Annotated in this window: 14 protein-coding genes (1 of these 14 running past the window's edge); 8 read left to right on the top strand and 6 right to left on the bottom strand. The window is 68.5% G+C overall.

From position 1 onward, the window contains the following. Nucleotides 1–23: 23 nt before the first annotated feature. The 4 genes from DAERI_RS13265 to DAERI_RS13250 all read right to left on the bottom strand — a co-directional run bounded on the left by DAERI_RS13265 (nucleotide 24) and on the right by DAERI_RS13250 (nucleotide 6087). Entirely contained in the window at nucleotides 24–1712 is a 1689-nt protein-coding gene (locus DAERI_RS13265) for a bifunctional metallophosphatase/5'-nucleotidase (RefSeq protein WP_103129908.1), read from the bottom strand. Then, nucleotides 1709–2971, bottom strand: coding sequence for an alanine--tRNA ligase-related protein (locus tag DAERI_RS13260; RefSeq protein ID WP_439952254.1), 1263 nt, complete (start codon nucleotides 2969–2971; stop codon nucleotides 1709–1711). The genes DAERI_RS13265 and DAERI_RS13260 overlap by 4 nt, the downstream gene beginning before the upstream one ends. Before the next feature lie 29 nt (nucleotides 2972–3000). Next, on the bottom strand, nucleotides 3001–3807 hold the full coding sequence (locus DAERI_RS13255) for an AAC(3) family N-acetyltransferase (protein WP_165794202.1): 807 nt from the start codon (nucleotides 3805–3807) through the stop codon (nucleotides 3001–3003). Nucleotides 3808–3927: 120 nt separating this feature from the next. Further along, nucleotides 3928–6087 carry a glutamine synthetase III family protein gene (locus DAERI_RS13250; RefSeq protein ID WP_103129907.1) on the bottom strand — a complete coding sequence of 720 codons (2160 nt, stop codon included), beginning with the start codon at nucleotides 6085–6087 and terminating at the stop codon, nucleotides 3928–3930. Between the two features lie 278 nt (nucleotides 6088–6365). Here DAERI_RS13250 and glnA point away from each other — a divergent pair, with 278 nt between their 5' ends. The 8 genes from glnA to clpB all read left to right on the top strand — a co-directional run bounded on the left by glnA (nucleotide 6366) and on the right by clpB (nucleotide 17506). Continuing rightward, on the top strand, nucleotides 6366–7718 hold the full coding sequence (glnA, locus tag DAERI_RS13245; protein WP_103129906.1) for a type I glutamate--ammonia ligase: 1353 nt from the start codon (nucleotides 6366–6368) through the stop codon (nucleotides 7716–7718). Nucleotides 7719–7977: 259 nt separating this feature from the next. Then, the gene (locus DAERI_RS13240; protein WP_103129905.1) at nucleotides 7978–9132 is read left to right on the top strand and encodes a branched-chain amino acid ABC transporter substrate-binding protein; all 1155 of its coding nucleotides are present in this window, start codon (nucleotides 7978–7980) and stop codon (nucleotides 9130–9132) included. Between the two features lie 249 nt (nucleotides 9133–9381). Then, nucleotides 9382–10395 carry a branched-chain amino acid ABC transporter permease gene (locus DAERI_RS13235; RefSeq protein ID WP_103129904.1) on the top strand — a complete coding sequence of 338 codons (1014 nt, stop codon included), beginning with the start codon at nucleotides 9382–9384 and terminating at the stop codon, nucleotides 10393–10395. Continuing rightward, nucleotides 10392–12014: a branched-chain amino acid ABC transporter permease gene (locus tag DAERI_RS13230; RefSeq protein ID WP_103129903.1), complete on the top strand. Its 1623-nt coding sequence runs from the start codon at nucleotides 10392–10394 to the stop codon at nucleotides 12012–12014. The genes DAERI_RS13235 and DAERI_RS13230 overlap by 4 nt, the downstream gene beginning before the upstream one ends. A gap of 11 nt (nucleotides 12015–12025) precedes the next feature. Further along, nucleotides 12026–12841, top strand: coding sequence for an ABC transporter ATP-binding protein (locus tag DAERI_RS13225; RefSeq protein WP_103129902.1), 816 nt, complete (start codon nucleotides 12026–12028; stop codon nucleotides 12839–12841). Next, nucleotides 12834–13595: an ABC transporter ATP-binding protein gene (locus DAERI_RS13220; RefSeq protein WP_235610381.1), complete on the top strand. Its 762-nt coding sequence runs from the start codon at nucleotides 12834–12836 to the stop codon at nucleotides 13593–13595. The genes DAERI_RS13225 and DAERI_RS13220 overlap by 8 nt, the downstream gene beginning before the upstream one ends. A gap of 224 nt (nucleotides 13596–13819) precedes the next feature. Then, the gene (locus tag DAERI_RS13215) at nucleotides 13820–14842 is read left to right on the top strand and encodes a lipocalin-like domain-containing protein (RefSeq protein WP_103129901.1); all 1023 of its coding nucleotides are present in this window, start codon (nucleotides 13820–13822) and stop codon (nucleotides 14840–14842) included. A gap of 105 nt (nucleotides 14843–14947) precedes the next feature. Then, the gene (gene clpB / locus DAERI_RS13210; protein WP_103129900.1) at nucleotides 14948–17506 is read left to right on the top strand and encodes an ATP-dependent chaperone ClpB; all 2559 of its coding nucleotides are present in this window, start codon (nucleotides 14948–14950) and stop codon (nucleotides 17504–17506) included. Nucleotides 17507–17921: 415 nt separating this feature from the next. Here the strand turns inward: clpB and DAERI_RS13205 are convergent, their stop codons facing one another. Both DAERI_RS13205 and radA read right to left on the bottom strand, forming a co-directional pair. Continuing rightward, nucleotides 17922–18437 carry a hypothetical protein gene (locus DAERI_RS13205; RefSeq protein WP_103129899.1) on the bottom strand — a complete coding sequence of 172 codons (516 nt, stop codon included), beginning with the start codon at nucleotides 18435–18437 and terminating at the stop codon, nucleotides 17922–17924. A gap of 116 nt (nucleotides 18438–18553) precedes the next feature. Beyond that, a protein-coding gene (gene radA / locus DAERI_RS13200) for a DNA repair protein RadA (protein ID WP_103129898.1) crosses the window boundary here: on the bottom strand, nucleotides 18554–18895 show its end. 1005 nt of this gene lie beyond the right edge of the window; only the last 342 of its 1347 coding nucleotides appear in the window; the start codon falls outside the window, past its right edge; its stop codon occupies nucleotides 18554–18556.

The following is an 18895-nucleotide window of genomic DNA, read 5'->3' as shown; positions in this document are numbered from 1 at the left end:
CCCTCCCCGGCCCGGGCCTGCCCTCAATTCAGGCGGGTGATGCGGCCCAGCGGCCCCGGCGCGACCGTCTTCGACTTCAGGTAGGCCACGAAGGCGTCGATGTCCACGTCGCCGCCCAGGCGGCCCGTGCCCTGCGCGAACACCGTGAAGTTGTCGCCGCCGTCCGCGAGGAAGTTGTTCACCGTGACGCGGTAGCTCGCTGCCGGATCGAGGGGCTGGCCGTTCAGGGTGATGCTGCTGACCTTCTCCCCCTTGGGCTTGCTGTTGTCCCAGGTGTAGGTGAAGCCCTCGCTGACCTGGAGGATGCGGTTCTGCCCGGCGGAGGGATTGTCGAACTGCTGCTCCAGCACGTCCTTGATCTGGGCGCCCGTCAGGGTGATCACCGTCAGGATGTTGCCGAAGGGCTGCACGGTGAAGGCGTCGCCGTAGGTGACGTTGCGCTCGGGGTTGGGCACGTTCACGGGCAGGTCGGCGCGGATGCCGCCGGGGTTCATGAAGGCGATCACGGCGCCGCCCTTCTCGGGGGCGCGGGTGGCGGCGAGCTGCGAGTCGGCGATCACGTCGCCCAGGGCGCTCTCGCCCGCCGGGTTTTGCGCGCGGGTGATCTGCTCGACCCCGAGAGTGGCGATGGTCTGCCCCGCCACCGGGTCGGTCAGGGCCTTGGCCTTCTCCACGATGGCGGTCATGGCCGCGTCCTTGGGGCCGTCCTTGGCGTCCACCACGACGTTCCGGGCCTGGACGGACAGCACCCGGTTGGTGCGGGTGTCGATGCTCAGGTCGAGGCGCTGGAGCAGGTGGCCGTAGGCGTCGCCCTGAATGACCACGCGGTTCTGCCCGTTCGGCCCGGGCACCAGGCAGTTGTACCCGCGGTGCGTGTGCCCGCTCATGATCACGCTGACCGCCGGGTCGAGGCCCTTGGCGATGTCCACGATGGGACCAGTCAGGGTCTTGCAGTCCACCACGTCGAAGGCGTCCGGGCTGGCCCCGCCCTGATGGACGAGCGCGATGATGGCGTCCGCCCCGCCCCGCTTGATCTGCGGGATGACGGCGTTGATGGACGCCACCTCGTCCTCGAAGCGCAGGCCCGCCACGCCCGAGGGGGTCACGACGGTCGGCGTGTCCCTGAGCACCGCGCCGACAAAGGCGATGCGCGCCGGGCCGACCTTCACGATCTTGTAGGCGGGGAAGACACGCTGGCCGGTCTTCTCGTCGATCACGTTCGACGCGATGTAGGTGTACCCGGCACCCGGGAAGGTGTTCTCGTACTTGCAGGCCCGGTCGGGCGCGTTGCTGTCGCAGCCGCCCTTTTGGAAGCGCAGGAGTTCCCCGATGCCGTTGTCGAACTCGTGGTTGCCGACCACGTTGACCTGCATCCCGAGCTGGGTCAGCGCGTCGATGGTGGGCTCGTCGCGCAGCAGGGCGCTGACCAGGGGGCTGGCCCCCGTCATGTCGCCCACCCCGACGAACACCGTGTTGGGATTGTCCTGGCGGGCCTGAGCGAGGATGCCGCCAATGGCCTCGATGCCGCCCGCCTGCACCGACACGGTCTTGGTGCGGTCGGCGGGGTCGGGCACCCGGAAACTCGTGGGGAGCAGATTGCCGTGAAAGTCGTTCACGCCGATAACCGTCACGTCGGCCCGGTTCGCACTCAGCAGCATGGAGCAGCTGCTCAGGCTGAGCGCCGTGCCCACCAGCATCAGGTTCTTTTTCATGCGCCCACAGCATAGCGGGTGGCGAGTGATGGGGTTGTCAAGTGGCGGAAGGCCTCAAACAGGCTGCGAGGCGTCCGCCAGCACCCGGCGAACGGCCTGCCTGAACTCCCCGGGACTTCCGGTGGTTCCCTGGGCGAGCGCGGGCCGCCCACCCCCTTGCCGCCCGTCACCTTCAGCGCGGCTCCCAGCAACTCCACGGCGGACACGTCGGCCCGCCCGCTGCCGACGCCGCAGCGTCCACCCGGGGCGAGGGCGGCCCGCACCTCCCCCGCCGGGGTGGCGGCCAGGGCGGCGGGCAGGAGCGCCGCGTCGTCCAGGGTGAGCCAGCGGAGCGGGACACCGGCGACCTCCTCTAGCGGCGCCGCCGCCGCCAGGGCCACGGCCAGCCGCTCACGCAGGGTCGCCGCCTCGGCCTTCAGGGCGTCACGTTCCGTGCCCAGGGCGGCGACCCGCTCGGGCAGAGCCGGGACGGGCACACTGAACCTCTGCGCCAATACCCGGGCGTCCCGGTACACGCCCGTCAGAAAGGCGGAGGCCTCCTCGCCCGCCATGAAGACCACCCGGGTCAGGCCTGACCGGATGCGCTCGGTCCTCACGACGACGACCGGGGCGACCATGCCCGCCCGGGGAACGTGGGTGCCGCCGCAGGCGCTCACGTCGAAGGGGGTGCCGTCCGCGTCCCGGAAGATGACCAGCCGCACGTCGCCGCGCACCCTGGTCTCGCGGCGCAGCGGATAGTGCCCGAGGTCTGCCTCGGGGACGGTCGGTGTCTCCAGCGTGAGGTCGCTGCGGGCCAGGGTCTCCCGCAGCAGCGCCTCGGCGGCTTCCACATCCGCCTCGGCCGGGTCGCCCTCCAGGTCGAGGGTACTCTCGGCGTTTCGCATGCTCACCGCCGCCACCCGGAAGGCGGGATTGACGCGGAGGAACGCCTGGGCGAGCAGGTGCTCCGCCGAGTGCCGCGCCATGTGCCGCCAGCGCCGCGCCGCGTCCACCTCGCCGGTCACCTCAGCACCAACTGGGGGCAGCGTCCCCTCCACCTCGTGCCAGACCACGCCGCTCGGCTTGTCCCTGCGGGTATCGAGGACCCGCGCCTCGCCGCCGGGCCAGTGCAACACGCCCGCGTCCCCGTTCTGCCCGCCGCCCTCGGGGTAGAAGGCGGTGGCGTCGAGGGCCACGGCGCCGTCACGCGCGTCCACGACCGTGGCCGTGAAGGTGAGGAGGGTCGGCGACTGGTGGTGGTGGTACAGGGCGAGGGTCATGGGGCCAGGGTAGAGCGTCCGGGGTCCCCTCAGGAGGGCTGGGGCGCCGGTGGGCGCGGCGTCAGCCCATTCTGCCGCACCAGCCTCCGCACCTCCTGGCAGCGGCAGCCCGGGTAGGTGCAGAGCAGCGCCTCGGGATCCTGGGTGAGCAGGCGCACGGTGCCGTCCACCAGCTCGCGCACCCGGAAGAGGCGTAGGGTCGCGTTGCCGACCCGGGTGGAGCGGCCCCGCACATAGGGCTCCAGGCGCCCGAAATCCGCCGAGCAGTTGGGAAAGGCGGTGGGCACCACGCCGCCCTCCAGCGGCACGTAGCGGGTGAGGAGCGGCATTCCCGCCACGTGCTCGCCGTAGTGGATGGTCGTGTTGCTCCCGAAGTCCACGCCCATCAGCAGGGCGTAGCCGTCCAGGTCGTACAGCGCCCCCACCGGGGCGTAGGGGCTGGCGAGCGTCTGCGCCGCCGTGACGCGCTCCGCCTCGGTCCCCAGCGCGATGAAGCTCAGGGTGGGGTGAAAGGAGCGCACCGCGTCCGCCCGCTCCACGAGTTCCTGGGGCACCCGGCCGATGTCGCGGCTCACCCGGGTGTCCCGGTGAAAGCGCGCGTGGACGGGCGACGTGGGATGGCGCAGCAGGGTGTGGTAGGTGAAAGCGGGGGCCACCACCGTCGCGGCCCGCGCACTCAGGGCGTCCACCACCGCCCGGGCGCCCCCCTCCAGGTGCCCGAACGACTTCAGGCTGGCGTGGACGATGACATGCTGCGACCCGTCCAGCCCCAGCTCGGCCAGCCCGGTCTCCAGCTCGGCGGGCGTGACGGATGGTTTGCGCAGCATGTTCAGCACGGGGGTCAGTTTACCAGCGGGCCGCCGTCCGTGATCAGAGGGCAGCCCACAGAAGGAGCCGCCCGCACACGGACGACTCCCTTTTCTTTTTCTGAAAGCTGACCGCTGACCGCTTACTTCTTACTTCACGAACAGCAGTTGCCGGTACGTGGGCAGCGGCCAGTGCTTGTCGGCGACGACCTTCTCCAGGCGGTCGGCGGCCTGCCGCACCTGGCTCATCGCGGGCAGCACGTGGTCACGGACGTGGTGGGCCTTGTCGTGAATCTCCTCGCCGCCCGTCTCCCGGTTCTGCTCGCGCAGGGTCTGGAGGGCGTCGTACAGCTCGTCGGTGAGTGCAGCGACCTCGGTGGCCGTCGCGTCGAGCGCCCGGCTGGGGGTCTTCACCGCGCTCAGGTCGCCCAGGTACTCGGCGGCGGCGGGCAGGATCATCGTCTGGGCGACGTACTCGGTCGTCTCACCCTCGATGTTCACCGTCTTGAAGTAGATGTCGTACATGATTTCCTGCCGGGCGCTCAACTCGCGCTCGGAGAGGACGCCGAACTTGCTGAACAGCTCCACGTTGTGGGGGGCGGTCAGGAGCGGGATGGCGTCCAGGCTGGTCCGCAGGTTGAGCAGGCCGCGCTCATGCTCGGCCTCGCGGTGCCACTCCTCGGAGTAGCCGTCCCCGTTGAACACAATGCGCTTGTGCTTGCTGTAGGTCGCCTTCACGATCTCGCCCACCGCCGCGTCGAGCCCCGCGCCCCGGTTGAGCTGCGCCTGCAACTCGTTGGTCAGCGACTGCACCGCATCCGCGACGATCAGGTTGAGGACCGTGATCGGGAAGGAGATGCTCTGGGAGGAGCCCACCGCGCGGAACTCGAACTTGTTGCCGGTGAAGGCGAAGGGGCTGGTGCGGTTGCGGTCCCCGGCGTGGCGGGGCAGGGGCGGCAGCACAGGCGAGCCCAGGCCCAGCAGCCCGGCCTCGGCGCCGCGCCCGCCCTCACCGCTTTCCAGGCGGTCGAAGATCTCGGTCAGCTCGCTGCCCAGGAAGATGGAGATGATGGCGGGCGGCGCCTCGTTCGCGCCCAGGCGGTGGTCGTTGCTCGCCGAGGCGACGGAGATGCGCAGCAGGTCCTGATGCTCGTCCACGGCCTTGATGACCGCCGCGCAGAAGAACAGGAACTGGAGGTTCTCGTGCGGGGTGTCGCCGGGCTCGAGCAGGTTCTCGCCCGCGTCGGTGCTCATGCTCCAGTTGCAGTGCTTGCCCGAGCCGTTCACGCCCGCGAAGGGCTTCTCGTGCAGCAGGGCGACCAGGCCGTACTTGCGGGCGGTGTTGCGCAGCACCTGCATGATGAGCTGCTGGTGGTCGGCGGCCACGTTGCTCTGCTCGAAGATGGGGGCGATCTCGAACTGGCCGGGGGCGACCTCGTTGTGGCGGGTCTTGACCGGGATGCCCAGCGCGTAGAGCTGCTGCTCGGCGTCGGTCATGAAGCTCAGCACCCGGTCGGGGATCGCGCCGAAATAGTGGTCCTCGAGCTCCTGCCCGCGCGGGGGCTGCGCGCCGAAGAGGGTTCGCCCGGTCATCACGAGGTCGGGGCGGCGGAAGAAGAACTCCTCGGCGATCAGGAAGTATTCCTGCTCGGCGCCCAGCGTGCTGCCCACCCGGGTGCCCAACGAGGCGCCGAAGAGGTGCAGCGCGGGGGTCACGGCCTGGTTCAGCGCCTCCACCGAGCGCAGCAGCGGGGTCTTGAGGTCCAGGGCCTCACCCGTCCACGAGGCGAAGGCGGTGGGGATGCACAGGGTCGCCCCGTTCGCGTGCCGCATGATGAAGGCCGGGCTGGAGGGGTCCCAGGCGGTGTAGCCGCGGGCCTCGAAGGTGGCGCGCAGGCCGCCCGACGGGAAGGAGGAGGCGTCGGGCTCGGCCTGGATGAGTTCCTTGCCGCTGAAGGCCGCGATGGCTCCGCCGTCCCCGTTGGGCGAGACGAAGGAGTCGTGCTTCTCGGCGGTCGCGCCCGTCAGGGGCTGGAACCAGTGGGTGTAGTGGGTCGCGCCCTTCTCCATCGCCCAGGTCTTCATGGCGAGCGCCACCGTGTCGGCGATGGCGGGGTCGAGCGTCTCGCCGCGCTCCACGGTGCCCCGCAGGCTCTTGTACGCCGACTTGGAGAGCCGGGTCTTGAGTTCCTCCAGGGTCAGCACGTCGCTGGCAAAGAGTTCGCCGACCACCTGGGCGGGCGTGGCGGGCGGCGAGGTCTCGACCCGCCAGTTGCGGGCGGCAGAAATCACGTCCAGATCGTGGTTCATAAGGCATCCCCTCCGGGCGGGGTGGACAGGGTGCGGCCCCACCGCGCAGTCCCCGCGAGTATAGGCGCGTGCGGAAGAGGTGGTCAACGCGGGCACGACAACTTGCACAGATAGGCTGGACAACCGGGCTTTCTTGGGGGGATCGATGCAAACTGCTCCTCATGTTCATGCCGGAAGTACGGAGACCGGAGAACAGGCCGCATTCGCCCAGACGCCACGGCTTGCGCGTCCCCCCACCTTCCCGCTACGGTCAGGGGACACGGAGGCGCTGACATCCCATGACCCCAACCCCCCCACCGACCGCGCAGGACCTGCTCGGCACGCTCCAGCAGGAGGGCGTGGAGTTCCTGCGGCTGCAATTCACCGACATCCTGGGCACCACGAAGAACGTGGAGGTGCCGCAGTCGCAGTTCGAGAAGGCGCTGCGCGGCGACGTGACCTTCGACGGCAGCGCGGTGGAGGGCTTCACGCGCGTCGAGGAGAGCGACATGCTGCTGCGGCCCGACCTCTCCACCTTCCTGATCTACCCGCAATTCTCGCGGGGGGACGAGGGCCGGGGCCGGGTCGCGCGGCTGATCTGCGACGTGACCCTGCCGGACGGCACGCCCTTCGAGGGCGACCCGCGTTTCGTGCTGAAGCGGCAGGTCGAGCGGGCGCGCGGGCGGGGCTTCGAAATGTTCGTGGGCACCGAGCCCGAGTTCTTCCTGTTCGAGCGGGACGCGGGGGGGCGGGTCAGCCCGGTCACGCACGACAAGGCGGGTTACTTCGACCTGGCGCCCGTGGACAAGGGCGAGCGCATCCGCCGCGAGATCGCCGGAAAACTGGTGCAGATGGGCTTCGAGATCGAGGCCGCCCACCACGAGGTCGCGCCCGGGCAGCACGAGATCGACTTCCGCTACGCCCCGGCGCTGGAGACGGCCGACCGCATCGCCACCTTCAAGTTCGTGGTCAAGCGGGTGGCCCTGGAATACGGGCTGCTGGCGAGCTTCCTGCCCAAGCCCATCGTGGGCGTGAACGGTTCGGGAATGCACTGCCACCTCAGCCTGTTCCGGGGCGGGCAGAACGCCTTCGCGGACCCGGGGGGCGAACACGGCCTCTCGGATACCGCCCGGCACTTCATCGCGGGACTCTTAGAACACGCCGAGGGGATGGCGGCGATCACCAACCCGCTCGTGAACTCGTACAAGCGGCTGGTGCCGGGCTACGAGGCCCCGGTCAACGTCGCCTGGAGCACGAGCAACCGCTCGGCCCTGATCCGCATTCCCGCCAAACGCGGCAACTCCACCCGCGCCGAGGTGCGGATGCCCGACCCCTCCTGCAACCCGTACCTGACCCTGGCCGCCCTGCTGGCGGCGGGGCTGGACGGCATCGAGCAGGGGCTGGAGCCGCCTCCCGCCATCGGGCGCAACATCTTCCGCATGACGGTGCGCGAGAAACGCCACCACCGCATCCGCGAACTCCCCGCCGACCTGCGCGAGGCGGTGGACGAGCTGGAAAAGGACCCCGTGATCGCCGGGGCGCTGGGCGAACACGTCATGGAGCATTTCGTGGCCGCCAAGCGCGCCGAGTGGCGCGAGTACAGCGCGACCGTCCACCCCTGGGAACTGGAGCGGTATCTCGACCTGATCTGAGGAGGGCCGCACACCTCCCCCCACCCCCATCGGCGCCCATCTGAGGTGTTCCGGGGGCAAAAAAGGCTTTGTTTCGCCGAGAACAATCGACTATTGCTCCTCTGTTCCACTCGGAGCAACAATCTTTTCGCAATCTGATTTGGAACCGGTTCCTCTTGAAGTCGGCCTCATGAGCCCTACATTGACTTCCCTTTATAACCTGCCTAGAATCAGCGCCATCTCAACCACCGCGCACACCGCGCATCATCCCGGAGGACGCATGAAGAAATCCGCCCTGAGCCTCTCCATTCTGGCTGCCCTGGCCCTGGGAACCGCCAGCGCCCAGACCACCGTGAAGATCGCCACCCTCTCGCCCCTCTCGGGCGGGCAGAGCGACCTGGGCACCCAGATTCGCAACGGCGCGCAGCTCGCCGTGAACGAGTACAAGGCGCAGTTCCAGAAGCTGGGGATGAACCTGCAACTCGTCGCCTACGACGACCAGGCCGACCCCGCGACCGGCACCGCGCAGGCGCGCAAGATCGCCGCCGACCGGCAGATTCTCGCCGTGGTGGGCACGCTGAACTCCGGCGTCGCCATCCCCTCCAGCCAGGCGCTGGCCTCCAGCCACGTGGCGATGGTGAGCCCGGCGAACACCGCGAACCAGGTCACCGACCGCGGCCTGAGCAACATGAACCGCATCGTCGCCCGTGACGACGCGCAGGGCCCGGCGGGCGCGAACTTCATCACCGGCAACCTCAAGGCCAAGAAGGTCTACATCCTGAACGACAAGACCGCCTACGGCGAGGGCCTGGCGAAGGAAGTCGAGAAGGCGCTGCGGGCCAAGAACATCCAGGTCGTCGCCAACGAGGGCACCGAGGAGAAGAGCGACTTCTCGGGCATCGTCTCCAAGATCAAGCTCCAGCGCCCCGACGCGATCTACTTCGGCGGCATCTACAACCAGGTGGGCGTGTTCATCAAGCAGCTCCGCGACGCGGGCATCGACACGCCCGTGGTGGGCGGGGACGGCCTGGACAGCTCCGAGCTGGCGACCATCGCCGGGACGGGCGCGAACAACATCTACTTCACGACGGTCGCCGCGCCCATCGACGCGCTGCCCGCCGCGAAGGTGTTCGCCGCCAACTTCAAGAAGACCTTCAATGACGAGGCCCAGGGCTTCGGGGCCTTCGGCTACGACGCCGCCAAGGTCGTGCTTCAGGGCATCCTGAACGCGGCCCGCGCCAACGGCAACAAGGTTCCCACCCGCGAGCAGGTCGAGGCGGCCATCCGCAAGGGCACCTTCACGGGCCTGCTCTCCGGCCGGGTCAGCTTCAACAGCGTCGGCGACCGCACGGCGGCCACGCTGTACGTGATGAACGTGCAGGGCGGCAAGTACCGGCTCGCCACCCGCATCCCAGTCAAGCCCGCGCGGCAGTAACGCCGCCGAACGTCCCAACCGGCGGGGGAAGGCCGAGCAGCACCCATTCCCGACCTTTCCCCGCGACCCTGGGGCTGGGCATCTTGCCCGGCTCCTTTTTTTGGGGGGAACGCTGAGGGCTGACCGGGCGCCGTCAGGTGCGCTACCGTGTGCGGAAGGTTCCCCCGCCGCGCCGCGCGACTGCCCGCCGTTCTCGCCCCCATCCCCCGGCCCCCCGCGCCCGGGCCAACCGAGAGAGGAGTATCGACTTTGGACCTCGCCACACTGCTGCCATTCATCGTGAACGTGATTGTGGGCGGCCTCGTGCTGGGCTTCGTGTACGCCATCATCGCGCTGGGGTACACGATGGTGTACGGCGTGCTGCAACTCATCAACTTCGCGCACTCGGAGGTCTTTGTCACGGGTGCCGTCGTGGGCTTCGAGGTCTTCCGGGTCCTTGCCCCCAGCCCGATGAACGGCTACCTCAAGCTGCTGATCGCGCTCGTCGCCGCGATGGCGGTGTCGGGCCTGCTGAACGTGCTGATCGAGCGGCTGGCCTACCGCCCGCTGCGCAACGCCCCCAAGCTGGTGCCGCTCATCACGGCCATCGGCGTGTCGCTGATCCTCCAGGACCTGCTGCGGATCATCGAGGGGTTCCAGGGGAGATTCGACCTCACGTACACCCTGCCCGCGGGCTTCAGCGGCAAGTTCTGCGCGGCGCAGAGTTCCTGCGCCGCCGCCGGCGACTTTCTGCGCACCGTCGGCATCGACCTCCAGCTCAAGGACGTGATCCTGATCGTGGTGGCGCTTCTCAGCCTGGGCGTGCTGAATTACCTGGTCAACCGCACCCGGCTGGGCAAGGCGATCCGCGCCGTCGCGCAGGACCGGGTGACCGCCGGGCTGATGGGCATTGACTCGAACCGCATGATCAGCGCGACCTTCCTGATCGGCGGGGCGCTGGGCGGGATCAGCGGCGTGCTGTTCGGCATGAAGTTCGGCACGGTGAACGCCTACTCGGGCTTCGACCCCGGCATCATCGCCTTTACCGCCGCCGTGCTGGGCGGCATCGGCTCGATTCCGGGCGCCGTGCTGGGCGGGCTGGTGCTGGGCGTGATCCAGAACCTGATCGGGGTCACGAACGTGTTCGGCAGCCTGCTGAACATCGCCAACCTGGAGTCCATCAACGCCTCCTACCAGCGCATCGGGGCCTTTATCGTGCTTGTCCTGATCCTGATCTTCAAACCGACCGGCCTGCTCGGCAAGAGCAACGTGGAGAAGGTATGACGGCTGCCAACCCGTCGGCCCCGCGCCGCGCCCGTCCCGCGCCGGAGCGGACCATTCTGCTCGTGCTGATCTTCCTGGTCACGAGCGCCCTGCTCCTGCTGTCGCACAACAGCGACCTCCTCGGCACCCTGGGTGGCCTGGGCCGTCTGCTCCAGAACCCCATCGTGGAGGCGGTCATCGTCTCGCTGTTCCTCGCCAACGTGCTGTTCGCGTACCTGTGGCGCGCGGCGCCCTGGGCCAAGGCGCTCGTCGGCCTGGGGAGCCTGCTCCTGGTGCTGCCGATGGCGGGGCAGGAGGACACCAGCCTGCTCGACCTCAGCATTCAGATCATGATCTTCGCCGCGCTCGCGCTGGGGCTGAACATCGTGGTGGGGCTGGCGGGCCTGCTCGACCTGGGGTACGTGGCCTTTTTCGCGGTGGGCGCGTATACCTGGGGGATCTTCGGCAGCCCGCGCTTCGGGGAAATTCTGCGCTACTACGGGGAGAACCCCGGCGCGACGAACGCGGCCACGCTGGCCTTCGGGCTCTTCCTGACGGCGGTGACGGCGGCGAGCATGGTGTATATCCGCCGCCGGGTCGTGCGGCCCACCCGGCTCTCGACCTGGAGTTTCGGGCTGGCGAGCTTCGGGCTGGTGGCGGGCCTGCTGCTCACGGGCCGCGCGCTGCTCGTCCTCAACGCCTCCCGGGCGCAGGGCCTGGCCAACGGCATCGACGGGAACTTCTTCTGGCTGTTTCTCGCGCTGAGCATCCTGGCCGCCGCCATCGTGGGCGTCCTGATCGGCCTGCCGGTGCTGCGGCTCAAGGGGGACTACCTCGCCATCATCACGCTGGGCCTGGGCGAGGTGATCCGGGTGCTGGCGAACAACCTCGACCTGTTCACGGCGGGCTCGCAGGGCATCACGCCCATCAAGAGCGCGCCCGTGCCGTGGTTTGACCGCCTGGCGGGGACGCTGGGCTTCCAGCCCGACCAGTACTACCTGCTGTTCCTGTACCTGCTGGTGCTGGCCATGATCGCCCTCATCCTGACGGTGAACATCCGGCTGGACCGCTCGCGGATCGGGCGGGCCTGGATCGCCATCCGCGACGACGAGGTGGCCGCGCAGGCGATGGGCGTGCCGCTGGTGCAGACGAAGCTGATCGCCTTTGCCACGGGCGCCAGTTTTGCGGGCGTGATGGGCATGATCTTCGCGGCCAAGCAGACCTTTATCTCCCCGGAGAGCTTCAACCTGTTCCAGAGTATCGGCGTGCTGAGCATGGTGATCCTGGGGGGTATGGGGTCCTTCCCGGGCGTGATTCTCGGCGCGGCGGTGGTCACGCTGCTCAACCTGCGCATCCTGCCGGGGCTGGGCGAGGCGACCGCGAACCTGGGGCTGCCGCAGCAGGTGAACCCCGGGCAGCTTCAGCGGCTGATCTTCGGCGTGATCCTGGTGACCATGATGCTGCTGCGCCCCGAGGGGCTGCTGCCCAACCGCCGCCGCACGCTGGAGCTGCACCAGGACGAGAACCAGGAGGACGAGAGCGCCCAGGGCGAGGGCCGGGCGCTCACGACGGGCGGCGAGGTCTACAGCCCCGGTTTCGCCCCCCAGAAGCAGGAAGACCGGGCGGGAGGCGCAAAGTGACCGCCGCCAGAATGACGTATTCCGGGCCGATCCTCGACGTGCAGGGGGTCACGAAGACCTTCGGCGGCCTGACCGCCGTGAACGACGTGACCTTCCAGGTGCCGCCCCAGAGCATCATCTCGGTGATCGGGCCGAACGGGGCGGGCAAGACGACCTTTTTCAACCTGATCACGGGGATCTACACCCCCGACCGGGGCACCATCCGGCTCGCCGGGCAGGAACTCGTGGGGCTGCGGCCCGACCAGATCGCCGCCGCCGGGATCGCGCGCACCTTTCAGAACATCCGGCTCTTCTCCACCATGACCGCCGAGGAGAACATCATGGTGGGGCGGCACGCCCGGCTGAAGGTGGGCTTCTGGGACGCGGTGCTGCGGACCGGCACCTTCCACCAGACCGAGGCCGAGGCGCGCGAGACGGCCCGGGTGATGCTGGACTTCGTGGGCCTGAGCAAGTGGCGCCATGAGCTGGCGACCAACCTCCCCTACGGCGACCAGCGCCGGCTGGAGATCGCCCGGGCGCTCGCCACCACGCCCAAGCTGATCCTGCTGGACGAACCCGCGGCGGGCATGAACCCCCGCGAGACCGAGGACCTCAAGGCCCTGATTCGCCGCATCCGGGACGACCTGGGGGTAACGGTGGTGCTGATCGAACACGACATGCGCCTGGTGATGACCCTTTCGGAAAACATCACCGTGCTGGACTACGGCACGAAGATCAGCGAGGGGCTCCCCCATCAGGTTCGCAACGACCCGCGCGTGATGGAGGCGTACCTGGGCCGCGGCGCGGCGGCGGGCGAGTACGGCAAGGAGGCCAGGCCGCATGCCTGAGACGCAAGTGATGACGAGCGCCGCGCAGGCGACGGGCACGCCCATGCTGGAGCTGCGCGACGTTCACACCTACTACGGCCACATCCACGCCCTCAAGGGCCTGAACATGACCGTGAACGGGGGCGAGATCGTGGCCCTGATCGGCGGCAACGGGGCGGGCAAGACGACCACCCTGCGCACGGTCAGCGGCATGATGAAGCCCCGCCACGGCCAGGTGAGCTACGCGGGCCAGAACGTGACCGGGTTGCCCGCCCACGTGATCATGGGGCGCGGCATGAGCCACGTGCCGGAGGGGCGGCGCATCTTCGGTCAGCTCTCGGTGCGCGAGAACCTGGAGGTCGGGGCGTACACCGTGACCGACCGCCGGGTGATCGAGGAGCGCATCCAGGAGGCCTTCGCGCTCTTCCCCCGCCTCAAGGAGCGCGAGGGGCAGCTCGGCGGCACGATGTCGGGCGGCGAGCAGCAGATGCTGGCGATCGCCCGCGCGCTGATGGTGAACCCGAAACTGCTGCTGCTGGACGAGCCCTCGATGGGCCTCTCGCCCCTCTTCGTGGAGGCGATCTTCGACATCGTGGAACGGCTGAACAAGGAGCGCGGCACGACGATCCTGCTGGTGGAGCAGAACGCCAGCATGGCGCTCGCCATCGCGCACCGGGCCTACGTGCTCCAGACGGGCGAGATTCGCCTCAGCGGTCCCGCCGCGCAGATCGCGCAGGACGAGAGCGTGCGCAAGGCGTACCTGGGCGACGAGTAGAACCGACTTGCTCTCATTCCAGAACATCCGGGCAACCCACCGGATGTTCTTCCATTGCCGCAAGCCGGTTTTTTCTTCTTCTCGCTCCGCTCGGGTTCGTCTTCGACTCACCTGAAGTTGTTATAAAGAAAGGTTCAAGGTGTGGGGCCGCTTCGGAAACGGGGCGGCCTCTTTCTTGTGCCGCCGCCCACCGAGCCCCGGGGCGGGACCGGGTACGGTGAGCCATGAAGCTCCGAACGCTCCCCGCCCCCGCGCTCGCCCTCCTGTCGGCCACGCTCCTCACGTCCTGCCTGCCCCGCCCGGAGGCCTTCGACCCCAACCGGCAGCCCCAGCCCTCGGACTTCGGGCCGCACAACGTGGCGACGGAGTGGTGGTACGTCTCCGGGTATCTGCCGGAGTCGGGGCTCGCCTTCCACTGGGCGCAGTTCAAGGTGAACTACCGGGGTATTCCCTACCACGCCGGGCACCTCGCGGTCGCGGACCTGCGGGCCGACAAGCTGAACCTATTTGAAAACGAGTCACAGAACACCCGCTACGGCTTTCCGCCCCTGCGGGTCGAGCAGGGGCAATGGCGCCTGAACCAGCAGCCCGACGGGAGTTTCCGGCTCGGCGCCGGGCCACTCAACCTCACCCTCAAGCCGCTCAAGGGGCTGGTCGTTCACCCGCCGGGCTACTCGGGCACCCCGGAGGTGGGGCGGCTGTACTACCAGAGCATTACCCGGCTGGAGGCGAGCGGCACGGTGGCGCTGGCCGGTGGGGAGACGCGGGAGGTCACGGGTCAGGTCTGGCTCGACCACCAGTGGGGTGACCAGCAGCCCGGCGCGCAGGCCCGCTGGGACTGGTTCGGCCTGCACCTCTCGGACGGCTCGGACCTGATGCTCTACCGGGTGCGGAACGCCGCCGGGCAGGTCGTGCAGGTGGCGGGCTCGCGGGTGGATCAGGCGGGCGTAGCGCGGGAGGTGCCGGACGTGACCATGACGCCGGGCCGGGTGTACCGCAGCCCCAGCGGGCGCGAGTACGTGCTGGGGTGGACCGTGAGCGCGCCCGGCCTGAGCCTCACCCTGGACGCCGTGCGCGACGAGCAGGAGTTGCTGACGAAAAACACCTCCGTCGCCTACTGGGAGGGACCGGTGCGCGGGCAGGGAACCCTGAATGACCGGCCGATCACCGCCGAGGGGATGGGCGAATTCATCGGCGGCACGCTGACGCGGGAGGAGGGGGGGCGCTTCGTCCCCTCAGGCCGCTGAGCCCGTCTGGGAACATTCCTCCTGCCACTCCAATAACTTGACATAACCACACTCAAGTTGCACAATAGGGGTACCTAAGGCATTTGTCCCACGGAGGTACCCCTCTTGAATCCCGAACGTTTTACCGAAGCTGCCACGCAGGCCCTGGCCGCCGCGCAGCAACTGGCACAGCAGAACCACCAGCAGAGCCTCACCGTCGCGCACGTGTTGCGGACGTTGACCGACAACGAGACCGCGGCCCGCGCGCTGACCGCTGCGGGAGCCGACCTGAAAGCTCTGCGTTCCGCGCTGGACGCCGAGATCGCCAAACTGCCGCGCGTGCAGGGCGGCGGCGACAACCTGTATCTCGACCCCGCGCTGAACCGCGCGTTCCAGAAGGCCGAGGAGGAGGCCAGGAGCTTCGGCGACACCTTTATCGCCGCCGACACGCTGCTCCTCGCCCTGCGCCGCGAGAGCCGCGCGCCCGGCCTGCCCGCCGAGGCCGCCCTGCGCCAGGCCGTGACGGAGGCCCGGAAAGGAAAGACCGTGACCACCAAAACCGCTGAACAACAATTCGAGGCGCTGGAGAAGTACGGCACCGACCTGACCCAGCGCGCCCGTGACGGCAAGTTCGACCCCGTGATCGGCCGCGACGAGGAGATTCGCCGCGTGATGCAGATTCTGCTGCGCCGCACGAAGAACAACCCCGTGCTGATCGGCGAGCCCGGCGTCGGCAAGACCGCCATCGCCGAGGGCCTCGCCATCCGCATCGTGAAGGGCGACGTGCCGGAGGGGCTCAAGAACAAGCGCATCGTCTCGCTGGAGATGGGCAGCCTGCTCGCGGGCGCCAAATTCCGCGGCGAGTTCGAGGAACGCCTCAAGGGCGTCATCGACGAGGTCGTGCAGTCGCAGGGCGAGATCATCCTCTTCGTGGACGAGATTCACACCATCGTCGGCGCGGGCAAGACCGAGGGCAGCCCCGACGCGGGCAACATGCTCAAGCCCGCCCTGGCGCGCGGTGAGCTGCACCTGATCGGCGCGACCACCCTCGACGAGTACCGCGAAATTGAAAAGGACCCCGCCCTGGAGCGGCGCTTCCAGCCCGTCTTCGTGGACGAGCCCAGCGTGGAGGACACCATCTCCATCCTGCGCGGCATCAAGGAGCGGTATCAGGTCCACCACAACGTCGAGATTACCGATCCCGCGCTCGTGGCCGCCGCGCAGCTCAGCCACCGTTACATCAGCGACCGGCAACTGCCCGACAAGGCCATCGACCTGATCGACGAGTCGGCGGCCCGGCTGCGGATGGCGCTGGAATCCAGTCCCGAGCGCATCGACCAGCTCCAGCGCCGCAAGCTGCAACTGGAGATCGAGCGCGAGGCCCTGAAGCGCGAGAAGGACCAGGACTCGCAAAACCGCCTGCTCGACATCGAGGACTCGCTGCGCGCGATCACCGACGAGCTGGCCGAGGTCCGCTCCCGCTGGGAGGCCGAGCGAGGCGAGGTTCAGGCCCTGCGCGAGAAGCGCGAGGCGCTGGATCAGGTCCGCACCGATATTGAAAAGGCCCGCCGCGAGTACGACCTCCAGAAGGCCGCCGAGCTGGAGTATGGCCGCCTGCCGCAACTGGAGCGCGAGGTGCAGGAGCTGGAGCGCAAGCTCAAGGGCGCCGAGTTCGCGCACATGGAAGTGACCGAGGAGGACATCGCCGCCGTCGTGAGCCGCTGGACGGGCATCCCCGTGAGCAAGCTGATGGAGGGCGAGCGCGAGAAGCTGCTGCACCTGGAAGAGCAACTGCACGGGCGGGTGATCGGGCAGGACCGCGCCATCGTGAGCGTGTCCGACGCGATCCGCCGTGCCCGCGCCGGGCTGAACGACCCCAACCGCCCGCTGGGTTCCTTCATGTTCCTGGGGCCGACGGGGGTGGGCAAGACTGAGCTGGCGAAGGCCCTGGCCGAGTTCCTCTTCGACTCGACCGACGCGATGGTCCGGCTCGACATGAGCGAGTACATGGAGAAGCACACCGTCGCCCGCCTGATCGGGGCTCCTCCCGGTTACGTGGGCTACGAGGAGGGCGGCCAGCTCACCGAGGCCGTGCGGCGCCGTCCCTACTCGGTGATCCTGCTCGACGAGATCGAGAAGGCGCACCCGGACGTGTTCAACGTGCTGCTTCAGGTGCTGGACGATGGCCGCCTCACGGACGGTCAGGGCCGAACGGTGGACTTCCGCAACACGCTGATCATCATGACGAGCAACATCGGCTCACCGCTGATCCTGGAGGCGCAGGCCCGGGGTGACAGCGCCGAGAGCATCCGCGAGCAGGTTCTCGCCGTGCTGCAGGCGCACTTCCGGCCCGAGTTCCTGAACCGCGTGGACGACGTCATCGTGTTCGACGCGCTGACCCCCGCCGACCTGCAGCGGATCGTCGAGATCCAGATGAGCGGCCTGCGGAGGCGCCTGGCCGAGCGCCGCGTGACGCTGCACCTGACCGAGAGTGCCAAGGACAAGCTCGCCCAGCTCGGCTACGACCCCGCCTTTGGGGCCCGTCCCCTCAAGCGCGCCATCGCCCGCGAGGTCGAAACGCCGCTCGCCCGCGAAATCCTGTCGGGCCACGTCCCCGAGGGCAGCACCCTGACGGTGGACTACGACGGCCAGAAGTTCCGCTTCGAGACCGGGGTGCTGAACTAAACCTCAGCGAAGAAAGCCGCCACCTCTGCACGGGTGGCGGCCCTTTCTTTGCCCGGACGGGTATAAAGCCAGCAGCCTGAAGCGAGTGTTTCGATTGCGCTCCCTGGTGGAGGCATTCCTCCGTCTGCTCCTTTTCCTCAAAACTTGCGACGAGGATACGTTCTGCCCCGGTACCAGCGTTTAACAGGTAGAAGATATTCAGGCACCGCTTGCCTCTCTTGACGAGCCCGTGCGAAGAGGGATTATTTTGGCATTACAGCAGACTGCGCCGGAGGTGCAAGACACGTGGCTTCGGTGATTGTCTTGATTCCACGAGAAACGTTCAGTGGGTAGGGAGGACACCCGGACGCAATGATTCCTCTATGAATATACAAGCCGCCACCCCATGGTCGGGCGGCGGCTCCCTGTTTGCGGTTTAGCGGCGCGTGGTGGTGGTCGTGGTATCCACCCGGCGCACGTTCGTGGCGCGGCGCCCTCCCAGGCCCGCCAGGCCGAGCAGACCGGCAAGGCCCAGCCAGCCCCAGTCTGTTCCGCGGTTGGTGGTCGTGGTCGTCGTGTCCGTGGTGGTGGTGGTGTCAGTGGTTCCAGCCGTGCCCGTGGTATCGGTCGTCCCGGTCGTGTCCGTACCCGTCGTGTCGGTGCCGGTGGTATCCGTGCCCGTGGTATCGGTGCCGGTCGTGTCTGTCCCGGTGGTGTCTGTGCCCGTCGTGTCGGTACCCGTGGTATCGGTCCCGGTCGTATCCGTTCCAGTCGTGTCCGTGCCGGTGGTATCGGTGGTTCCGGTGGTGTCCGTTCCCGTCGTATCGGTCGTTCCGGTCCCCGTCGTATCGGTGGTGCCCGTCCCCGTCGTATCCGTGCCGGTCTGGGCGAGGACACTCGTGGGCACGGCGAGCAGGGCGGTGACGGTCAGAATTCGCAGGGTCTTGTTCATAAGTGACCCCAGTGTGACCCGAGATTTCGACAGACACATCTCAGGCGGGCGCTTTTTTCTTGACCAAATCTCTATGCACTCCTTCACATCCCTACACCTTCATGAAGGCAAGCTCTTCAATTCGTTGCCTTCCAGACGAGCCCCACGGCCTCCTCCACACTGCGGACGCCCTCGCGCCCATCCAGTCCGGGGGGCACGATGAGGTTGCGGTAGCCCGCCCGGGCCGCCTCCTCGGCGCGGCGCAGGGCTCCCTGGGTCGAGCGGACCTCGCCCGCCAGACCGACTTCCCCGAAGACGGCGACGTTGCCGGGAAGCGCCCGGCCCACCACCGCGGAATACACCGCGAGCGCCACCGGGAGATCGAGCCCGGGGTCGGGCACCTTCAGGCCGCCCGCGAGGTTGACGTACACGTCCAGCCCCCCCAGGGTGAGGTCGAGGCGGCGTTCCAGGACAGCCAG

Source organism: Deinococcus aerius (assembly GCF_002897375.1).
GTDB lineage: Bacteria > Deinococcota > Deinococci > Deinococcales > Deinococcaceae > Deinococcus > Deinococcus aerius.
This window is presented reverse-complemented; position numbering and strand designations above follow the sequence as displayed.